This window comes from Deinococcus sp. LM3, from assembly GCF_002017875.1.
In the GTDB taxonomy this organism is placed as follows: domain Bacteria; phylum Deinococcota; class Deinococci; order Deinococcales; family Deinococcaceae; genus Deinococcus.
Map to the genome: position 1 here is coordinate 2,823,481 of NZ_MUFV01000001.1, position 15,759 is coordinate 2,839,239.

Genomic DNA, 15,759 nt, shown 5'->3' on the forward strand with positions numbered 1-15,759 from the left:
GGCTGGCAGGGCCGTTCCACCCGCGCGGAGCCGATGAGAATTACAGAGATGGGCGGCCCCGCGAGAAGCTGGGGCCGCCCACCTGCTTTCAGGCCGGGGTCAGTTCACGCGGACGCTGTTGGCGAGGTTGCGCACGACCGCCTCGTTGCGGCTGTAATCCTTGACGTTCCCGGCGATGGTCATGACCAGCATGCGGCCGCCGACGCTGGTGACCATCAGTTCGCGGCGCAGTTCGTCGCCCTGGCTGGGGGTGGTGAACACGAACTGCGCCCAGGGGGAACCGCCGAGCGTGACGAGGTTCGCCTTGAGCGTCTTGACGTTCGGTACCTGCGCGCGGATCACGCCGGGGAACTGCTCGACGAGTTTGGAGACTTCGTTCGCGGCGAGTTTGCTGGCGCGCCACTCGAAGGCGACGCTGACCTTGCGGTCCTCGGTCATGAACACGGCGTCCGGGCGGCCGGCGGCGCTGGGGAAGGCGCTGCGGATGCCGGCGGCGCTGAGGGTCAGCATTTTCGCGTTCGGTTCGACGGTCACGGGGACGTTGCCGAGCTTCACGGGCGCGGCGGCTGCGAAGCCGGTCAGGAGGAGGCCGGCAGCGAGCGTCAGGGTCAGGGAGCGGGGCTTCATGTTGTCGTCACCCTACGCGGTCCCCTGCCGGACCTCATGAACTGAACATGAGGAACGTGCGGGGGGCGTCAAGTGGCGGTCAGCCGGGCGGGGTGGGCCGGGTGGGCCGGGCAGGGCGCGAAGGTCACGGCCTGCCCAGGTCATCGAGCAGGAACCGGGCGGCGCGTCCGCCGATCATCATGCTCGTGGCGTTGGTGTTCGCGTGAATGATGCGCGGCATGACGCTGGCGTCCGCGACCCACAGGCCCCGCGCGCCCCGCAGCGCCAGCTGGCGGTCCACGACGGCGTCCGGTCCGTCGCCCAGCGCGGCCGTCCCGACCGGGTGGTACAGCGTGGCGCATTCCTGCTGCACGTGGCGGCGCAGGCCCGCGTCGGTGCGCACGCCCTCGCCCGGCAGGACTTCCGCGCCGCGCAGGCCCGACAGCGGGGCCGAGGCGGCGATGTCACGGGCCTGCCGCACGCCCGCGATCAGGCTCTGCACGTCCCGTTCGTCCGACAGGTACGCCGGGTCGATGACCGGCGCGGCCTGCGGATCGGCGGACGCCAGCGTGATCCGCCCGCGACTGTGCGTGTCCACCAGCACCGGCCCGACCGTGAAGTGGTCGCCGGGTTCGGTCTTCGCGCCGTGATCCCGGAAGTACGCCGGGCCGAAATGAAACTGGATGTCCGGGTCGTCCGTGCGCGCGTCCAGGCCGGGCCGGGCGTGCGAGAACGCGCTCGCCTCGGCCACGTTGCTGCTCAGGGGACCGCTGCGGTCCCACAGGTAGCGGGCCAGCGCCTCGGCCTGCGGCACGCGGTCCAACGAGGTCAGGCGCGAGCGCGTGATGACCGGCACCGCCAGGTGATCCTGCAGGCCGCCGCCCACGCCCGGCAGCTCCAGCTGCGTCCCGATGCCGTGCCGGTGCAGCTCCGCGTGCGGCCCGACGCCCGAGAGCATCAGCAGTTGCGGGGTCTGCACCGCGCCCGCCGCGAGCATCACCGCGCCCGCCGGGGCGTCCAGCGTGCGCCCCTGCCAGCGCAGCCGCACGCCCGAGGCGCGCAGCGTGTCGCCGCGCCCGGACCACAGCACCCGCAGGACGTGCGCGCCGGTCAGGACCGTCAGGTTCGGGTGGTTCAGGACGGGGCTCAGGAACGCCCGGAAGGCGCTGTAGCGTTCGCCGCGCCGGTGGTTGCTTTCGAGCAGCGCCGCGCCCTCCAGCACCCCGTCGTTGAAGGTGCGGGCGACCGGGACACCCAGTCCCAGCGCCGCCGAGCGCACGAACGCCTCGCTCAGCGCGTGCGACCCGGCCCGCGCGCCCGCCGGCATCGGGCCGTCCGTGCCGCGCGCCCCGGACGGCTCACCCCGGAAGGCCTCCTGCGCCCGGAATTCCGGCAGCACGTCCTCCCAGGTCCAGCCCTCGCCCCAGCCGTCGAAGTCCCGCCTGGAACCGCGAATCCAGATGGTCGCGTTGATGGCGCTGCTGCCGCCCAGCACCTTCCCGCGCGGCCAGTAGAACGCCCGGCCGCCCGCGTGCTCCTGCGGGGTGGTCGTCAGGTTCCAGTCCACGGCGCTGCGGAACAGTTTCGGGAACGCGCCGGGCGCGCGGATCAGCGGATGCCGGTCCGGGCCGCCCGCCTCCAGCAGCAGCACCCGCAGGCCCGCGTCCAGCAGCCGCCGCGCCGCGACACACCCGCCCGACCCGGCCCCCACGATGACGACGTCCGCGCGCGGGCGCGACTCCAGTGAATTCGGTTTCATTTGCACCGAGTATAGACCCGCCCCCGACCCGCACGGCCCGCCGCCCGCTACACTCCCCTGCATGAGTGGCCTGACGTTCCCCACCGGCTTCACCGCCGCCGCCATGGCGGCCGGTATCAAACCCAGCGGCAAGACCGACCTGAGCGGCGTGACCAGCGCCCGCGACTGCACCTGGGCCTTCGCGGGCACGCGCAGCACCACCGCCGCCGCCTGCGTCACCCGCAACCGCGACCTGTACGCGCAGGGCACGCCCGTGCGCGCCCTGCTGGTCAACGCCGGCAACGCGAACGCCGCCACCGGCCGGCGCGGCGCGAACGACAACGCCGACATGGCCGACGCGCTGGGCAGCGTCCTGAACGTGGACCCGGAGGCCGTCCTGACCGCCAGCACCGGCATCATCGGACACCTGCTGCCCATGGACAGGGTCCTGAGTGGCATCGAGCACCTCCCGGACGAACTGGACAGCGCCGCCGACCCCTTCGCCGCCGCGATCATGACCACCGACACGCACCCCAAGACCGCCAGCGTCACCCTGGGCAGCGGCGCCCGCATCGTCGGCACCGCCAAGGGCAGCGGCATGATCCACCCGGACATGGCGACCATGTTCGCCTTCGCCTTCACCGACGCACAGATCGACCAGACGGCGCTGCGCGAGGCGTTCCCCGCCATCGTGAACCGCACCTTCAACGCCGTCACCGTGGACGGCGACACCAGCACCAACGACATGGCCATCGTCCTGTGCAACGGCGAGGCCGGACCCGCCGACCTGACCGAGTTCCTGACCGCCCTGGAAGGCGTCATGCGCGACCTGGCCCGCCAGATCGCCGCCGACGGCGAGGGCGCCACCAAACTCCTGACCGTGCAGGTCAGCGGCGCCGCCAGCGAGGCCGAAGCGCTGGCCGCCGCCCGTACCTGCTGCGTCAGTCCCCTGCTGAAAAGCGCCGTTCACGGCAACGACCCCAACTGGGGCCGCGTGATCATGGCGGTGGGCCGCAGCGGCGCACAGGCGAACATCGAACGCCTGACCGTCAGCGTGCAGGGCCACCCCGTCTTCGGCGGCAAGCCGCTCCCGTACGACGACGCGCAGGTCAGCGCCAGCATGAAAGCAGAGGAGGTCGTGTTCACCATCGACCTCGGCGTTGGCGACGCGCGCGGCGAGGCCTGGGGCTGCGACCTCAGCGCCGAGTACGTCAGCATCAACGCCGACTACACGACCTGAACCGGGAGGCGGGCCGTTCACGGTTCCTTGCCGGTCACGCGGCCGTGCCTGCCGCGCGACGTAGGGTGCAGGCATGTCAGGTTCCCCTGCTCCCCTCGTTCGTGGCTCGGCGCTGGCGCGTCCGCTGGACTTCTCGTACCCGTCTAACCGGGTCGCGGCGGCCGGAAGTGCTGGGGCGGCGCTGCTGGCCCTGGCGTTCGGGCGGCCCTGGGCGCAGGCGGTGGGTGTGGGGGGCGCGGCCTTCCTGGCCTGGGCCACTGCGCGGGAACTCGACCCGGACCACCCGGTCACGGCGAACGCGGCGCTGCCGGTCGCGGCGGCCGTGGCCCTGCTGGGCGGCGCGGGCAACCCCCTGGCAGGACTGGCGGTCCTGAGCGGCGTGCGGCTGATCGCGGGTACGACCGGCGAACCCGCCACCCGCGCCGATCACGCCGGAATGCTGGTGCAGGCGCTGCTGGCCGGAGCGTCCGGCGAGCGGGCCGCCGCGTTCCTGGCCGGCGGCGCGCCCCTGCTGACCGCCGAGGCGCGCAGCGCCCTGCCCGCCGCCGGGGCCCTGATGCCCACCCTGCACCGGCAGGCGGGGTTCTCGTGGGGATCGGCGCTGCTGGCCGCCTCGGTCCTGCCGCTGGCAGGCATCCTGACCGCCCCAGAGGCCGTCACAAGCGTCTGTGACCGCGCCGGGCGGCCCGTGCGTGCCCAGGAGGTACAACTGGCCCGCCACGCCGCCGTCCTCACCCTGGGAGCCGGGCTGCTGTCGCGCCGCACGCGCGGTCTCGTGCCGCTGGCCGCCGCGCTGCTGACCGTCGCCGCCCGCCGGGCCGGCAGCGGCACCTGAACCGCCCTGACCTGAAACAGGTCGCCTTGATCTGACCTTCATACGCCGGGCGGCGTTCACGAAACCGTCAGCGTTCTGACACCGCGCTCCGGGCAGCCCCTCTTACGCTGAAGGTATGACCGGACTCCCCAGGCAAGTCACGCTGCTGCTCGTCACGCTGCTCACGCTCGTGATGAACTACCTCAGTAACGCCCTTCCACTCTTCGGTAACTCGAACAAGGAGGTCAGTGACGCCCTCCCGAACGCCTTCACGCCCGCCGGCCTGACGTTTGCGGTGTGGGGTCCCATCTTCCTGGGGCTGCTGGTCTTCGCCGTGTACCAGGCACTGCCCGCCCAGCGCGGCCCCCGGTTTGATCGGCTGTTCTGGCCGTTCCTGCTGGGCAACCTGCTGAACGTCTCCTGGCTGCTGGCCTTCCAGAGCCTGAACTTCGGCCCCAGCGTCATCATCATGCTGGCCCTGCTCGCCAGCCTGATCTGGCTGTACCTGACGGTGCGCAGCCTGCCGGCCCAGGGCGCGGAACGCTGGACGCTCGCGCTGCCCACCTCGCTGTACCTGGGCTGGATCAGCGTCGCCACCATCGCCAACATCACCGCCTTTCTGGTCAGCGCCGGGGTCACGGGCGGCGCGCTGGGCCTCAGCGCCCCCGTCTGGAGCGCCGTGCTGGTCGTGATCGCCGCCGTGATCGGCGTGTTCTTCCTGGTGCGCTTCCGCGACTACGCCTTCGCAGCCGTGCTGCTGTGGGCCTTCTACGGCGTGTACGTCGCCCGCCCGGACGCCGCGACCGTCGTGACGGGGGTCGCCGTGGCTGCCGTGGTCGTGATCCTCGGCGCGCTGCTCAGCCTGCGCGGCCGCCGCCCGCTGATGTAATCCGGACTCCGCCTGATGCGGGTCCGGCAGGGAACAAGTGGGGGGGCGGGCCAGTCAGCGGCTCCGCCCCCCACGTCCTGACCGCCCAGCCGTTAGACTGCGGTTCCATGCCTGCGTCCGACACGCCCCTCGCCCTGATCGGCTACCCCGCCTCGGCCGCCCGCGCCCTGCGGGACCTGGGCCTGATCGCCGTCAGTGTCCCCACCGACGACACCCGCGCCGTGCTGGACGCCTGCCGCACCCTGCGATTCACGGGGGCGCTCGTGCACGACAGCCAGCAGGTCCACCTGCTGGACTCCGTCACGCCCGACACGGCCGCCCGGCGCGTGGGCCGCGTGGACGCCGTGTCGTTCGCCGGGACCCTCAGCGGCACCTTCGCCCTGACCGACGCCCTGAGCGACACCCTGGAAGCCAGCGGGTACGCCACGCGCGGCGCGAGCGCCCTGCTGATCGGCCTGGACGCCCACGACCTCGCGCTGGCCCTGCCGCTGGCCCGCCTGGGCTTCACGGACATCGGCGTGGCCGCCGAGAGCCTCCCGGAAGCGGAACGCGCCGCCCGCGACCTGCCGGCCGGCCTGCGCGCCTACCCGCTCAGCCGCCGCGACCCCAGCTGCCGCACGTACGCCGAACGCGCCGACCTGATCGTCCTGACCGCCGGCCCGCTGCCCGGCGGACTGGTGCAGCCGTACCACACCCTGATCGACCTGACCGGCCGCGCGGACGCCAGCAGCAGCGGCGCCAGCAGCGTCGACCTGAGCCGCCTGCCGCTGCGCCGCCTCGCGCGGCAACTCGCGCACGCCACCGGCCAGCGTTTTCATCCCGACGAACTCGAACCGGTCCTTCCGGCGCTGAGCAGCTGACGGGCGTCAGCCGCCGGCCCACTTCCCACTACCTACGCTTACACGGGTTCCGTTTGTTTCGCTGACAATCCGGAACTTCACCGGATTGCCAGCTCCACGTCCGGGACCCGCCCTGCTCCCACTCTGCGGGGCAGCTCTACGGGTCGCATCCGCTCGGATTGAACGGGTTTCGCAACCCATTCAATCGGAGTCCATTACACGCTCAGTTGCACGATCAGGCGTTCCAGGGCCACTCCGGCGTCCAGGCCGCGTTTCATGGCCAGGTCGGCAGCCAGGATGCGTTCCAGGTGCGTGCGGATTCTGGCCTCGTTCAGGCGGCGCGCGACTTCCAGGGCTTTCTTGGCGGGGTAGGGTTTCACGCCGAGTTTCTGCGCGGCGACGGCCTCGGTCACGCGGCCGTCCTGCTGTTGCAGGGCGACGCAGCGGGCCACGAGGCTGTACTGCCAGACGACGGCGCCCATCATCTTGAAGGGGTCCTCGCCGGAGGCCAGCAGGCGGCGCAGTTGCGTGACGGCCTCGCCGGGGCGGCCGGCGGTGGCGGCGCCCAGCATGGCGAAACTGTCGCCCGGCGGTTCGCGCCCCACGACGCGCTGCACGGTGTCACGGGTGAACGGGCCGTCCAGCAGCGCGAGTTTGTTCAGTTCCCCGGCGATCCCTGCGAGGTCCGGGCCGAACACCTCGGCGAGGTAGGCGCTGGCGTCCCGGTCGAGATTCAGTTTCTGCCGCTTGCAGCGCTGCACGACCCAGCCGGTCACGTCACCGGGTTTGCTGGGGGCGGGGGACGCGACGATCTCGCCGCGCGCCTCGTACAGCTTGACGCGCGTGGCGGGCGGCGACTCGTCGAGCACGGCGACCGTGACGGCCGCCGAGGCCAGCAGTTCCAGCAGCGCTTTGTCGGGCTTCACGCCCTCGAAATCCACGATCAGGCCGCCGTCTCCGAACAGGCCCGGCGACAGGTGCGGGCGCAGCGTGTCGGGCGTGACGTCCTCGCCCGCCAGGCGCGGCAGGTCGCGGGCGTTCAGGCCGCGCGCGGCCAGCGTGTCACGCAGCGTCTCGTCGGCCAGGAAGCGGTTGCCGGTGAAGGCGATCAGGGTCACGCGCTGGCGTCCAGGTTGCCGGGGCGGGGCAGCGGCAGGTCCGGCAGGCCGAGTTCCTGCCGGGCGGCGCGCAGGTCCGCGGCCATCCGGGCGGCGCTCAGGGGCCGCTCGGAACGGTCACGGGACAGCGCCGAACGCATCAGCGGGTGCAGGGGGGCCGGGCCGGGCAGCGCCTCGCGCCGCTCACGGATACCGGCCAGCCACCCCAGCGCGTCCTCGTACGGGGGGTGCCCGGCGAGGCAGTCGAACAGCAGCACGCCCACCGAGTACAGGTCGCTGCGCGGGTCGCCCCGCACGCCCAGGAACTGCTCGGGCGCCATGAAGTGCGGCGTGCCCATGCGGGTGCCGCTGTGAATGTCGAGCGGCAGCGACCGCGAGTGGCTCATGCCGAAGTCGATCACGCGGACATTCTGCCAGCCGGGTTCGCCGCCCAGCAGCATCACATTCTCGGGTTTCAGGTCGTGGTGCGTGACGCCCACCGAGTGCAGGTACTCCACGGCGCTCAGGACGCCGCCCGCCACCTCGGTCGCCTCGGCCTCGCCCAGCGGCCCGCGCTCCAGCCGCTCGCGCAGCGTGCCGCCCTCGATGAACTCGAAGATCAGCTGCGTGGGCGTCAGGGCCAGCAGGGACGCCACCAGCGGGTGACGCAGGCTGGCCGCGACCCGCCCCTCGTGCTGGAAGCGGGCCAGCGAGTCCGGGTCCTCGGCGACCAGGGTCTTCACGAACACGCGCCGGCCGTACCAGAGGGCTGATTCGCTGTACACGCCGGGCTGTTCGGCCAGCGGGGCCCGGTCGGTCAGGGGTTGGGTGGTGGGGTATTCCTGCATCAAGCTCACTGATGTAAAGTCTTTCACACCCGCTGCCGTTCAGCGAGGCGTGCGGCACATTCTACCCCCGACAGGCGTCCCCACGGGCCCCCCATCCGCGCTGCGTCATACGGATTCCGTTTGTTTCGCTGACAGATCGGAACACCACCGATCTGTCAGCTCCACGTCCGGAACCCGTTTTTCTCCTACTCGCTCCGCTCGGATTGAATGGGCTGCAAAGCCCATTCAATCGGAGTCCGTATCAGCGGGCGACTGGCCGGCTGGGAATGCCGGACGCGGCGGGCGGCGGAGCGGCCGTACCCGAAGCGCCCGGACCCGAAGCAGCTGAACTCGAAGCGGCCGGGCCCGAAGCAGCTGGGGGCGACCATTCCAGCGTCTCGAGGCGCGTGAAGAAACCCGCCAGTCTCTGCGCGACGGCCGGTGTGAAGCGGTTGGCCCCCAGGTGAGGGCCGGTCACGGGCAGAAACTCGCTCACGCCGGGCTGCGCGTGGGCCAGCAGGCGGTCACTGTTCGCGCTGGCCTTCACGGTCGTGTCCTCCAGGCTGCTGATCACGAACAGCGGCAGGGGCGACTGGCGCGTCAGTAGCTGCTGCGGGTTCAGTTCGGCGCTGGGCGGCGTGGCGCGGCCGTACGCGGCCTCGATCTCCAGGCGGCGGGACAGGGCCGAATCCCAGGCGAGTTCCAGGTCCGTCCAGGCGTCGATCAGGGCCACGCCCCGCACCGGGTACGGCGAGCCGGGCAGGGCGCTGCGCAGCGCCATCAGGCCGCCCATGCTCAGGCCCAGCGCGTACGTGCGGCCGCTCCACTGAAAGCGGCGGATGGCGGCGGCGTGCGCCGCGCCGGCCTCGGCCAGCCCCTGCGGACTGCCCCAGCTGAGCGTCCCCCCGTCGCTGCTCAGCAGGACCGCGAAATTGGCGCGCAGCAGCGCCTGCGCCAGCGTCTGCACCTGCGGACTGTCCCGCAGTCGCTCGGGGCCCTGACCGCGCGGGTGCGACACCACGACCAGCGGGCAGGCCCGCACCGCGCAGGTCGCCGGAGCCTGAAACAACGACGGAGTGGCGCCGCCCAGCTTGATCCAGCGGCCCGTGTCGGCCGGCTGCGCGGCGCTGCCCGGCACCGGCGGAAGCGACGCCTGAACCGCAGAACCCCGCGCTGCCTGCGCGCCTGCCGGGACGCCCACGGCACTCAGGACCGTGGCGAGCAGGGCCGCTGCGAGCCTCACACTGCCACGGAGACGGATGGACCCACGCTTTCCTGGGCTGGAAACGAAGTAGACGGAATCCGGATGACCGGACACGGAGGGAGACACCTTCACGGAGCGGCACTGTAGCGCGCCGGCCCGACGAGTACCTGACTGGACACTCATCAGGACGCCGGTTTCAGGCGGCGGGGACTGGCGGGCGGTCATCAGCGGCCGAACAGCAGGGTTCCCAGGCGGGTGTTCAGCAGCGCCCGGCCCAGCAGGGCAGGAATCAGCAGCGCCAGCAGCGCGTACACCCCCGAGGTCAGGGCCACCTGCGTGGGCGTGCCGTCCGGCGCGTTCCAGCGTTCCAGCGCCTGCAGCAGCGCCGGGTGAATCAGGTACACCTGCAGGCTGACCGTTCCCAGCGTCGCCAGGGCCGCCTGGGCGCGCGACCCGCCGCGCTGGATGCGGTGCGCGGCGCCCAGCAGGGTCAGGGCCGTCAGGCTGGTGAACACCCAGCTCAGGGTGCTGTACACGACCGGCGTGACCGGCACGCCCCGCACGTACGACAGCGCCGCCGGCAGGTACGCGGCGTACGCGACGACCAGCGCGGGCAGCACCACCCAGCGCCGCCGCCGCCACCACGCCGGGAACTCGTCAAGCCGCGCGCCGACCGCCATGCCCAGCGTGATGGGCAGCAGGTACCACAGCACCGTACTGGCCGGGAACGGCAGGCGCAGCACCTCGCGGTTCAGGAAGTACGCGCCCAGTTGCAGCGCCAGTCCGGTCAGCAGCGCGGCCGTGATGCCCGGCCGCCGCCGCGCCAGCGGCAGCAGCAGCGGCAGCACCAGGTAGACCTCCAGCGCCACCAGCAGGAAGTACAGGTGGTAACTGGCCTTGCCGTTCGACAGGTAGAACCACCAGCGGTCCGGGTCCGTCAGCGTCTCCGGGGGCCGCTGCCCGCTCAGGACGTACCACAGCATGTACAGCGCGCTCCACAGCAGGTAGGGCCAGCCGCCGCGCGTCAGCCGCCGCCAGAAGTAGCGCCGGGGCTCGAAACGGCGCAGCAGGCTGCGGGTCAGGACCACCGCCGACAGGAACACGAAGGCCGGCACCGCGAAGTGCAGCGTGCGGTTCAGGACCGTGACCGCCTCGTGCGACAGCGTTCCCGGCGTCAGGTACCGCAGCGCCATGCCGGTCGTGTGGTGCAGCACGACCTCCAGGATGGTCAGCCCACGGAACACGTCGATCATGGTCAGCGGCGCCCGCGTCGGTGAGGGGACGGTTCCGGCAGGCGCGGCAGGAACGGGGGAGGCGGGGTCAGACATCAGCGGTCTACCGTAGCGCACGCGGGCGCGGGCCGGATGTGCGCCCCGCGCGCAGACCGGGGGCGCGCGGCCCTGCGTGGACGCTCAGGAACGGCCCCGGACCTCGAAGCCCTCGGCCGTGAGGATACTGGCGGCGCGCTGCACGTCCTCGGGGGATTCCAGGCCCAGCCGGACCGCGCCGCCGTCCTCGCGGATGGCGAGCACCTCGATGTCCTTGATGTTCACGCCGTGCGCCCCGAGCGTCTGCGTGACCGCCCCCAGCTGGTTCGGGCGGTCCGGGACGGCCACCACCAGGTCGTGCCGCTGCGGCAGCAGGCTGCGCTTCACGATCGGCAGGCTGTCGCGGGTGCGTTTGCCTTCCAGCGCGGCGGCCAGCAGTTCCTCCGGTTCGTCCAGATCCGCTTCCAGCCGCTCGAGCTGCCCCCGGAACCGGGCCAGCGCCTCGCGCAGCGCGGCCTTGTTCTCCACGACCATGTCGCGGCTCATGCGGGGGTCGCCGCTCGCCACGCGCGTCAGGTCACGGAACCCCCCGGCGGCCAGCAGGCTCAGGCGTTCGTCCCGCGCGACCATGTGCGTCATGGCCAGACTCGTCAGGTACGGCAGGTGACTGATGGTCGCCACCAGCGCGTCGTGCGCGTCGGGCGGCATCACGACCGGCGCGGCGCCCAGCGACTCGACCAGGGTGCGCGCGCGGCTCAGGGCCGTCAGGGGCGTGTGATCGGTGGGCGTCAGGACCCACACGGCGTTCTCCAGCAGGGCCGCGCGGGCGTGCGTCACGCCGCCCCGTTCGCTGCCGGCCATCGGGTGGCCCGCCACGAAGGACCGCACGCCCAGCCGCTCCATCTCGGCCGCGATGCCGCCCTTCACGCTGCCCACGTCCGTCACGAGCGCCTGCGGGTTCAGGAACGGCGCGAGGTCACGGGCCAGCGGCGCCAGCGCCCGCATCGGCGCGGCCAGCACCACCAGGTCCGCCGCGCGCAGCCACTCGCCCGGCGCGGTCTGAATCTCGTCGACCACGCCCAGCGCCAGCGCCTCGCGCAGCACGGCGGGACTGGCGTCCAGGCCGATCACGCGCCGGGCCAGCAGCCGCTGCCGTAACCCCAGCGCCACGCTCCCCCCGATCAGGCCCACGCCCGCCACGACCGCCGTGTCGAACAGGGCAGGGGGCGCGGGGGGCGTGCTGGAGGAATCTTGCGTCATAACGGCGAGGCTAGCATGACCCCGCACGCCGCCCGGCCGGGGCGTCTGAACACGTTGCACAGGTGAACACGTGGCACAGAGCGGTGGCAGGGCGCAGGCAGTGCAGAGGTAGGAGTGCAGAGGTGGGCGTGGTCTACAACCCACGCCCCATCATGCCGGCGCCCCTGCTACAGTCCGCTGGTGCCTGGACCTGAAGTGCTGCTGTACGGCCTGCCGCTCGCCTTTCTCGCGGGGTTCATCGACGCGGTCGCGGGGGGCGGCGGCACGATCACGCTGCCCACGCTGCTGTTCATGGGACTCAGCCCGGCGCAGGCGGTCGCCACGAACAAACTGCTGGCGATCTTCGGGTCCGGCAGCGCCACCGTGCAGTACTGGCGCAGCGGGCACGTGGAGCGGGCGCTGGTGCTGCGCCTGATTCCGCTGGCCCTGATCGGCAGCGCGCTGGGGGCGTTTCTGGTGCAGTTCGTGGACCCGGACGCCTTCCGAACCCTGATCGGCGTGGTGATCCTGGGCGTGGGCACGCTGGTGCTGGTCAACAAACGCTTCGGGCTGGAGGACCGTTACCCCGGCCTGACGACTCGCACGCTGGCCCTGACTCTGCCCGGCGCCCTGATCGTCGGCGTGTACGACGGCTTCCTCGGGCCGGGCACCGGAACGTTCCTGATGTTCCTGTTCGCGCTGGCGGGCTTCAATCTGGTGCGGGCCAGCGGGAACGCCCGGACCATCAATTTCGCCACGAACCTCGGCGCGTTCCTGTTCTTCCTGATCGGCGGGCAGATGGTCTGGTGGATCGGGCTGTCCATGGGCGTCGCCAACGCGCTGGGCGCCACGCTGGGCGCGCGCATGGCGATGCTGCGCGGCAGCGCCTTCGTGAAGTGGGTGTACGCCGTGATCGTGGTGCTGGTCGCCGCGCGCCTGTTCCTGGGCCGCTGAGCGACCAGCACCTGCCGGAGCCCTGGGGGGCGTGAACCGTGGCTGCGCTTCCCGTCGGGCGGGCCGTGGCGCGGCATCATGACGGCATGACGACTCCCAGTGGAACGCAGCAGGCCATTCTCGCCGGCGGGTGCTTCTGGTGCACCGAGGCGGTCCTGAAGGACGTACGCGGCGTGCAGAAGATCGAGAGCGGCTACATCGGCGGGCACACCCCCAACCCCGATTACCGCAGCGTGTGCAGCGGCACCACCGGGCACGCCGAGGCGGTCCGCGTGACCTTCGACCCGGCGCAGGTGGACTTCCGGGACCTGCTGGGCCTGTTCTTCGCCACGCACGACCCGACCAGCCTCAACCGCCAGGGGGCCGATACCGGCACGCAGTACCGCAGCGCCGTGTTCCCCCTGACGCCCGAGCAGGACGCCCAGACGCGCGAGGTGATCGCGGACCTGACCGCGCAGGCCGTGTTCGACCGGCCCATCGTGACGACCATCGAACCCGCCAGCACCTTCCACGTCGCCGAGGACTACCACCAGGACTACTACGCGAACAACCCCCGTCAGCCGTACTGCGTGGCCGTCATCGCCCCGAAGGTCGCCAAGCTCCGCACGTACTACGCCGACCGCCTGAAAAGCTGAGTGGGCCGGGGGTCGCCCGCCATCCCCGACCCGCTTTCCACTTGCTACTTCCGGCTGCCTTCTTCCCCCTGCGCCTCCAGTTTCGCCAGTCGTTTCAGCAGGTCCGCGCGGCTGCGTTCGGCCAGCGGGTGCTCCAGCAGGTCGCGCAGGTCGTCCGGCGTGACCGGGCGGCCCCGCAGCGTGCCGCGCAGGTCCAGTTCGAACAGGTCGCGGATGGTGGGTGCGTCCGGCGCGGCGCGCATGGCGGTCACGGGGTCGCCGGCCTGCACGGTGCCGGGCGTCAGGACGCGGGCGTACAGGCCGGGCCGGGCGGCCGCCCCGAAGCGCCGGGCGAAGGCCGGGTCACCCAGGTGCGCGGCCAGCGTGGCGCAGGGAATGCGCGGCGCGGTGATTTCCAGCGTCACGCCGCCGTCGGTGGTCAGGCGGTCCCCGACCCGCCAGTCCGCGCTGCTGCCCGCCCCGCCCAGGGTGAGGTTCTCGCCGAACAGGCCGTCACGCACGGCCACTCCCTGCGCCGCCCACCAGTCGTAATCGTCGGTGGTGTACAGGTACGCGGCCTGCCCCGGCCCGCCGTGGTGCCGGGTGTTCAGCACCTGATCCCCGTCCAGGCCGCCTGCGTTCACGCCGACCGGTTGGAGGGTGGGTCGTTTGTCGATGCCGCTGCGCACAGAGCGCGCCCCGATGATGACCGGCAGGCCCTGCCCGACGTTCACGCTCCTGAGACTCATGTTCATGTGCGCAGGCTACTGCCTACCCCGCCGGCCGTGTGGCGCGCGGAGGCGCACGTGACCTTCGCCCTCGTTTCCAGGGCAGGCCTGTGATGGAATGCGGCCCGTGAGTCCCAAGCGTCCTACTGTGACCCCCTCGGCCCGCCCGCCTGCCGGGCAGGGTTCCCCCTTCGATCCGGCGCTGGCGCAGGCGGGTCGCGTACCGACCCTGGTGGTCCTGATGGGCCTGCTGATGGTCAGCTCGCTGCCGTTCGTGGCGTCGCTGGCGCAGGGCCGCGCGCAGAACGTCACGCAGGGCGTCCTGTCCATGTGCCTCACGGTGTTCCTGCTGGGCATGGTGTGGCGCGGCAGCGTTCTGGCGTGGCGCCTGACCGTGGGGCTGGCCATGGTGGCGGGCCTGCTGGTGTTCATCGTGGGGATGCTGACCGGCACGACCGCCTGGCAGGGCTGGGTGGTCAGCGGGGCGGGGCTGGTGTACCTGGGGCTGGGAACAGCGCTGGTCGGCACGCCCTCCATCCGGGCGTTCCTGGACAGTCGCTGGGCGGCCCGCCGCGCCGCGCGTCAGGCAGGGGGACGCGCGTGAGCGGGCGCCGGTTCACGGTCGTCGGGACGAACAACGCCTTCACCTGCGGCTTCTGTGGCGCGCAGGTGCAACCGCTGCGCAACGGCAGCGTCCGGAACCACTGTCCCGAATGCCTGCACAGCCGGCACGTGGACATCCTGCCCGGCGACCGCGCCTGCACCTGCCAGGGGGACATGGAACCCGTCGCCGTCGAGCAGAGCGGCAAGAAGGGCTGGATCATCACGCACCGCTGCCAGAAGTGCGGCTTCGAGGGTCGCAACCGCGCCGCCACCGACGACCCCGATCAGCCGGACAGCTGGGACGCCCTGATCGCCGTCAGCACCCGCCGACGCGACTGACGGCGTCGGGCTCGGGGCGTCATACGGATTCCGTTTGTTTCGTTGACAGATCGGAACATCACCGATCTGCCAACTCCACGTCCGGAATCCGTTTTTCTCCTACTCGCATCCGCTCGGATTGAACGGCTTTATAAGCCATTCAATCGGAGTCCGTATCAGTTCGGGGGCTGGGGGGCGCGCACGATGGTCAGCATGTAGCGTCCGAGCGCCTGGATGGCCTCGTAGAACCGGCCGAACTCGACGGGTTTCACCACGTAACTGGCCGCGAACGCCTGGTACGAACGCAGGATGTCCTCCTCGGCCTGGCTGGTGGTCAGCATGATCACGGGAATGGTCATGAGTTCCGGGTCGCGTTTGATCTCCTGAAGGAATTCCAGGCCGTTCATGCGGGGCATGTTGATGTCGAGCAGGATCACGTCCGGGCGGGGTAGGCGGCCGGTGGCCCGCAGCATTTCCAGGCCTTCCACGCCGTCCCGCGCCACGTGCAGGTTGTTCAGCACGCCGGCGTCCGCGAAGGCCTCGCGGGTCAGGACGATGTCGGGTTCGCTGTCCTCGATCAGCAGGATCTCGATGGGGACGGGCGTGGCGATGGCTGGGGTGTGGACTGTGTGCATGGGGGTTCCTTGGGCCGCGCCACTCGGGTGGGCGCGTCTTGGTTGTGTTCTCAAGTCTGACAGTGGCGGGTGTGGCGTGGCACCGGCCAGACTTTACGCACCCGCCATGCGCCCTTGATGTTCCCTTGATCATGAATGACCGAGTG

17 protein-coding genes are annotated in these 15,759 nt (G+C 71.6%); 8 read left to right on the forward strand and 9 right to left on the reverse strand.

Annotated features, from left to right (window positions below; all coding sequences use genetic code 11):
• Positions 1–99 precede the first annotated feature (99 nt).
• Together BXU09_RS13290 and BXU09_RS13295 are read right to left on the reverse strand one after the other, a co-directional pair.
• Entirely contained in the window at positions 100–627 is a 528-nt protein-coding gene (locus BXU09_RS13290) for a hypothetical protein (protein ID WP_078303890.1), read from the reverse strand.
• Between the two features lie 124 nt (positions 628–751).
• On the reverse strand, positions 752–2,365 hold the full coding sequence (locus tag BXU09_RS13295; protein ID WP_078303899.1) for a GMC family oxidoreductase N-terminal domain-containing protein: 1,614 nt from the start codon (positions 2,363–2,365) through the stop codon (positions 752–754).
• A gap of 61 nt (positions 2,366–2,426) precedes the next feature.
• Between BXU09_RS13295 and argJ the strand changes: the two genes are divergently transcribed.
• The 4 genes from argJ to BXU09_RS13315 all read left to right on the forward strand — a co-directional run bounded on the left by argJ (position 2,427) and on the right by BXU09_RS13315 (position 6,147).
• Positions 2,427–3,584, forward strand: a complete 1,158-nt coding sequence (argJ, locus tag BXU09_RS13300) for a bifunctional glutamate N-acetyltransferase/amino-acid acetyltransferase ArgJ (RefSeq protein ID WP_078303907.1) — start codon at positions 2,427–2,429, stop codon at positions 3,582–3,584.
• Between the two features lie 73 nt (positions 3,585–3,657).
• On the forward strand, positions 3,658–4,419 hold the full coding sequence (locus BXU09_RS13305) for a hypothetical protein (protein WP_144012119.1): 762 nt from the start codon (positions 3,658–3,660) through the stop codon (positions 4,417–4,419).
• 115 nt (positions 4,420–4,534) lie between these two features.
• Positions 4,535–5,287: a tryptophan-rich sensory protein gene (locus BXU09_RS13310; RefSeq protein ID WP_078303932.1), complete on the forward strand. Its 753-nt coding sequence runs from the start codon at positions 4,535–4,537 to the stop codon at positions 5,285–5,287.
• Positions 5,288–5,394: 107 nt separating this feature from the next.
• Positions 5,395–6,147 (forward strand): shikimate dehydrogenase, encoded by a 753-nt coding sequence (locus BXU09_RS13315; protein ID WP_078303937.1) that lies wholly within the window; start codon positions 5,395–5,397, stop codon positions 6,145–6,147.
• Between the two features lie 194 nt (positions 6,148–6,341).
• Here the strand turns inward: BXU09_RS13315 and holA are convergent, their stop codons facing one another.
• From holA to BXU09_RS13340, 5 genes are all read right to left on the reverse strand, one after another.
• Positions 6,342–7,244 carry a DNA polymerase III subunit delta gene (gene holA / locus BXU09_RS13320; protein WP_078303943.1) on the reverse strand — a complete coding sequence of 301 codons (903 nt, stop codon included), beginning with the start codon at positions 7,242–7,244 and terminating at the stop codon, positions 6,342–6,344.
• Positions 7,241–8,071 carry a serine/threonine-protein kinase gene (locus tag BXU09_RS13325; protein ID WP_078303949.1) on the reverse strand — a complete coding sequence of 277 codons (831 nt, stop codon included), beginning with the start codon at positions 8,069–8,071 and terminating at the stop codon, positions 7,241–7,243. The genes holA and BXU09_RS13325 overlap by 4 nt, the downstream gene beginning before the upstream one ends.
• A 241-nt stretch (positions 8,072–8,312) precedes the next feature.
• On the reverse strand, positions 8,313–9,293 hold the full coding sequence (locus BXU09_RS13330) for an alpha/beta hydrolase (protein WP_205684145.1): 981 nt from the start codon (positions 9,291–9,293) through the stop codon (positions 8,313–8,315).
• A 185-nt stretch (positions 9,294–9,478) separates the two neighbouring features.
• On the reverse strand, positions 9,479–10,582 hold the full coding sequence (locus BXU09_RS13335) for an acyltransferase (protein WP_078303953.1): 1,104 nt from the start codon (positions 10,580–10,582) through the stop codon (positions 9,479–9,481).
• Positions 10,583–10,666: 84 nt separating this feature from the next.
• Positions 10,667–11,782, reverse strand: a complete 1,116-nt coding sequence (locus BXU09_RS13340) for a prephenate dehydrogenase (RefSeq protein ID WP_078303964.1) — start codon at positions 11,780–11,782, stop codon at positions 10,667–10,669.
• 180 nt (positions 11,783–11,962) lie between these two features.
• Between BXU09_RS13340 and BXU09_RS13345 the strand changes: the two genes are divergently transcribed.
• Both BXU09_RS13345 and msrA read left to right on the forward strand, forming a co-directional pair.
• Positions 11,963–12,715, forward strand: coding sequence for a TSUP family transporter (locus tag BXU09_RS13345; RefSeq protein ID WP_055363320.1), 753 nt, complete (start codon positions 11,963–11,965; stop codon positions 12,713–12,715).
• Positions 12,716–12,801: 86 nt separating this feature from the next.
• Positions 12,802–13,350 carry a peptide-methionine (S)-S-oxide reductase MsrA gene (gene msrA / locus BXU09_RS13350; RefSeq protein ID WP_078303967.1) on the forward strand — a complete coding sequence of 183 codons (549 nt, stop codon included), beginning with the start codon at positions 12,802–12,804 and terminating at the stop codon, positions 13,348–13,350.
• A gap of 44 nt (positions 13,351–13,394) precedes the next feature.
• On the opposite strand, the gene BXU09_RS13355 is transcribed toward msrA, so the two are convergent.
• The gene (locus BXU09_RS13355) at positions 13,395–14,084 is read right to left on the reverse strand and encodes an MOSC domain-containing protein (protein WP_240501244.1); all 690 of its coding nucleotides are present in this window, start codon (positions 14,082–14,084) and stop codon (positions 13,395–13,397) included.
• 121 nt (positions 14,085–14,205) lie between these two features.
• On the opposite strand from BXU09_RS13355, the gene BXU09_RS13360 reads away from it, so the two are divergent.
• Positions 14,206–14,661, forward strand: a complete 456-nt coding sequence (locus tag BXU09_RS13360; protein ID WP_144012227.1) for a hypothetical protein — start codon at positions 14,206–14,208, stop codon at positions 14,659–14,661.
• On the forward strand, positions 14,658–14,999 hold the full coding sequence (locus BXU09_RS13365) for an RNHCP domain-containing protein (protein WP_078303973.1): 342 nt from the start codon (positions 14,658–14,660) through the stop codon (positions 14,997–14,999). The genes BXU09_RS13360 and BXU09_RS13365 overlap by 4 nt, the downstream gene beginning before the upstream one ends.
• A 155-nt stretch (positions 15,000–15,154) precedes the next feature.
• Here BXU09_RS13365 and BXU09_RS13370 read toward each other — a convergent pair whose 3' ends face one another.
• A complete protein-coding gene (locus BXU09_RS13370; RefSeq protein ID WP_078303985.1) occupies positions 15,155–15,613 on the reverse strand; it encodes a response regulator in 459 nt (152 codons plus the stop codon).
• Positions 15,614–15,759: the final 146 nt, after the last annotated feature.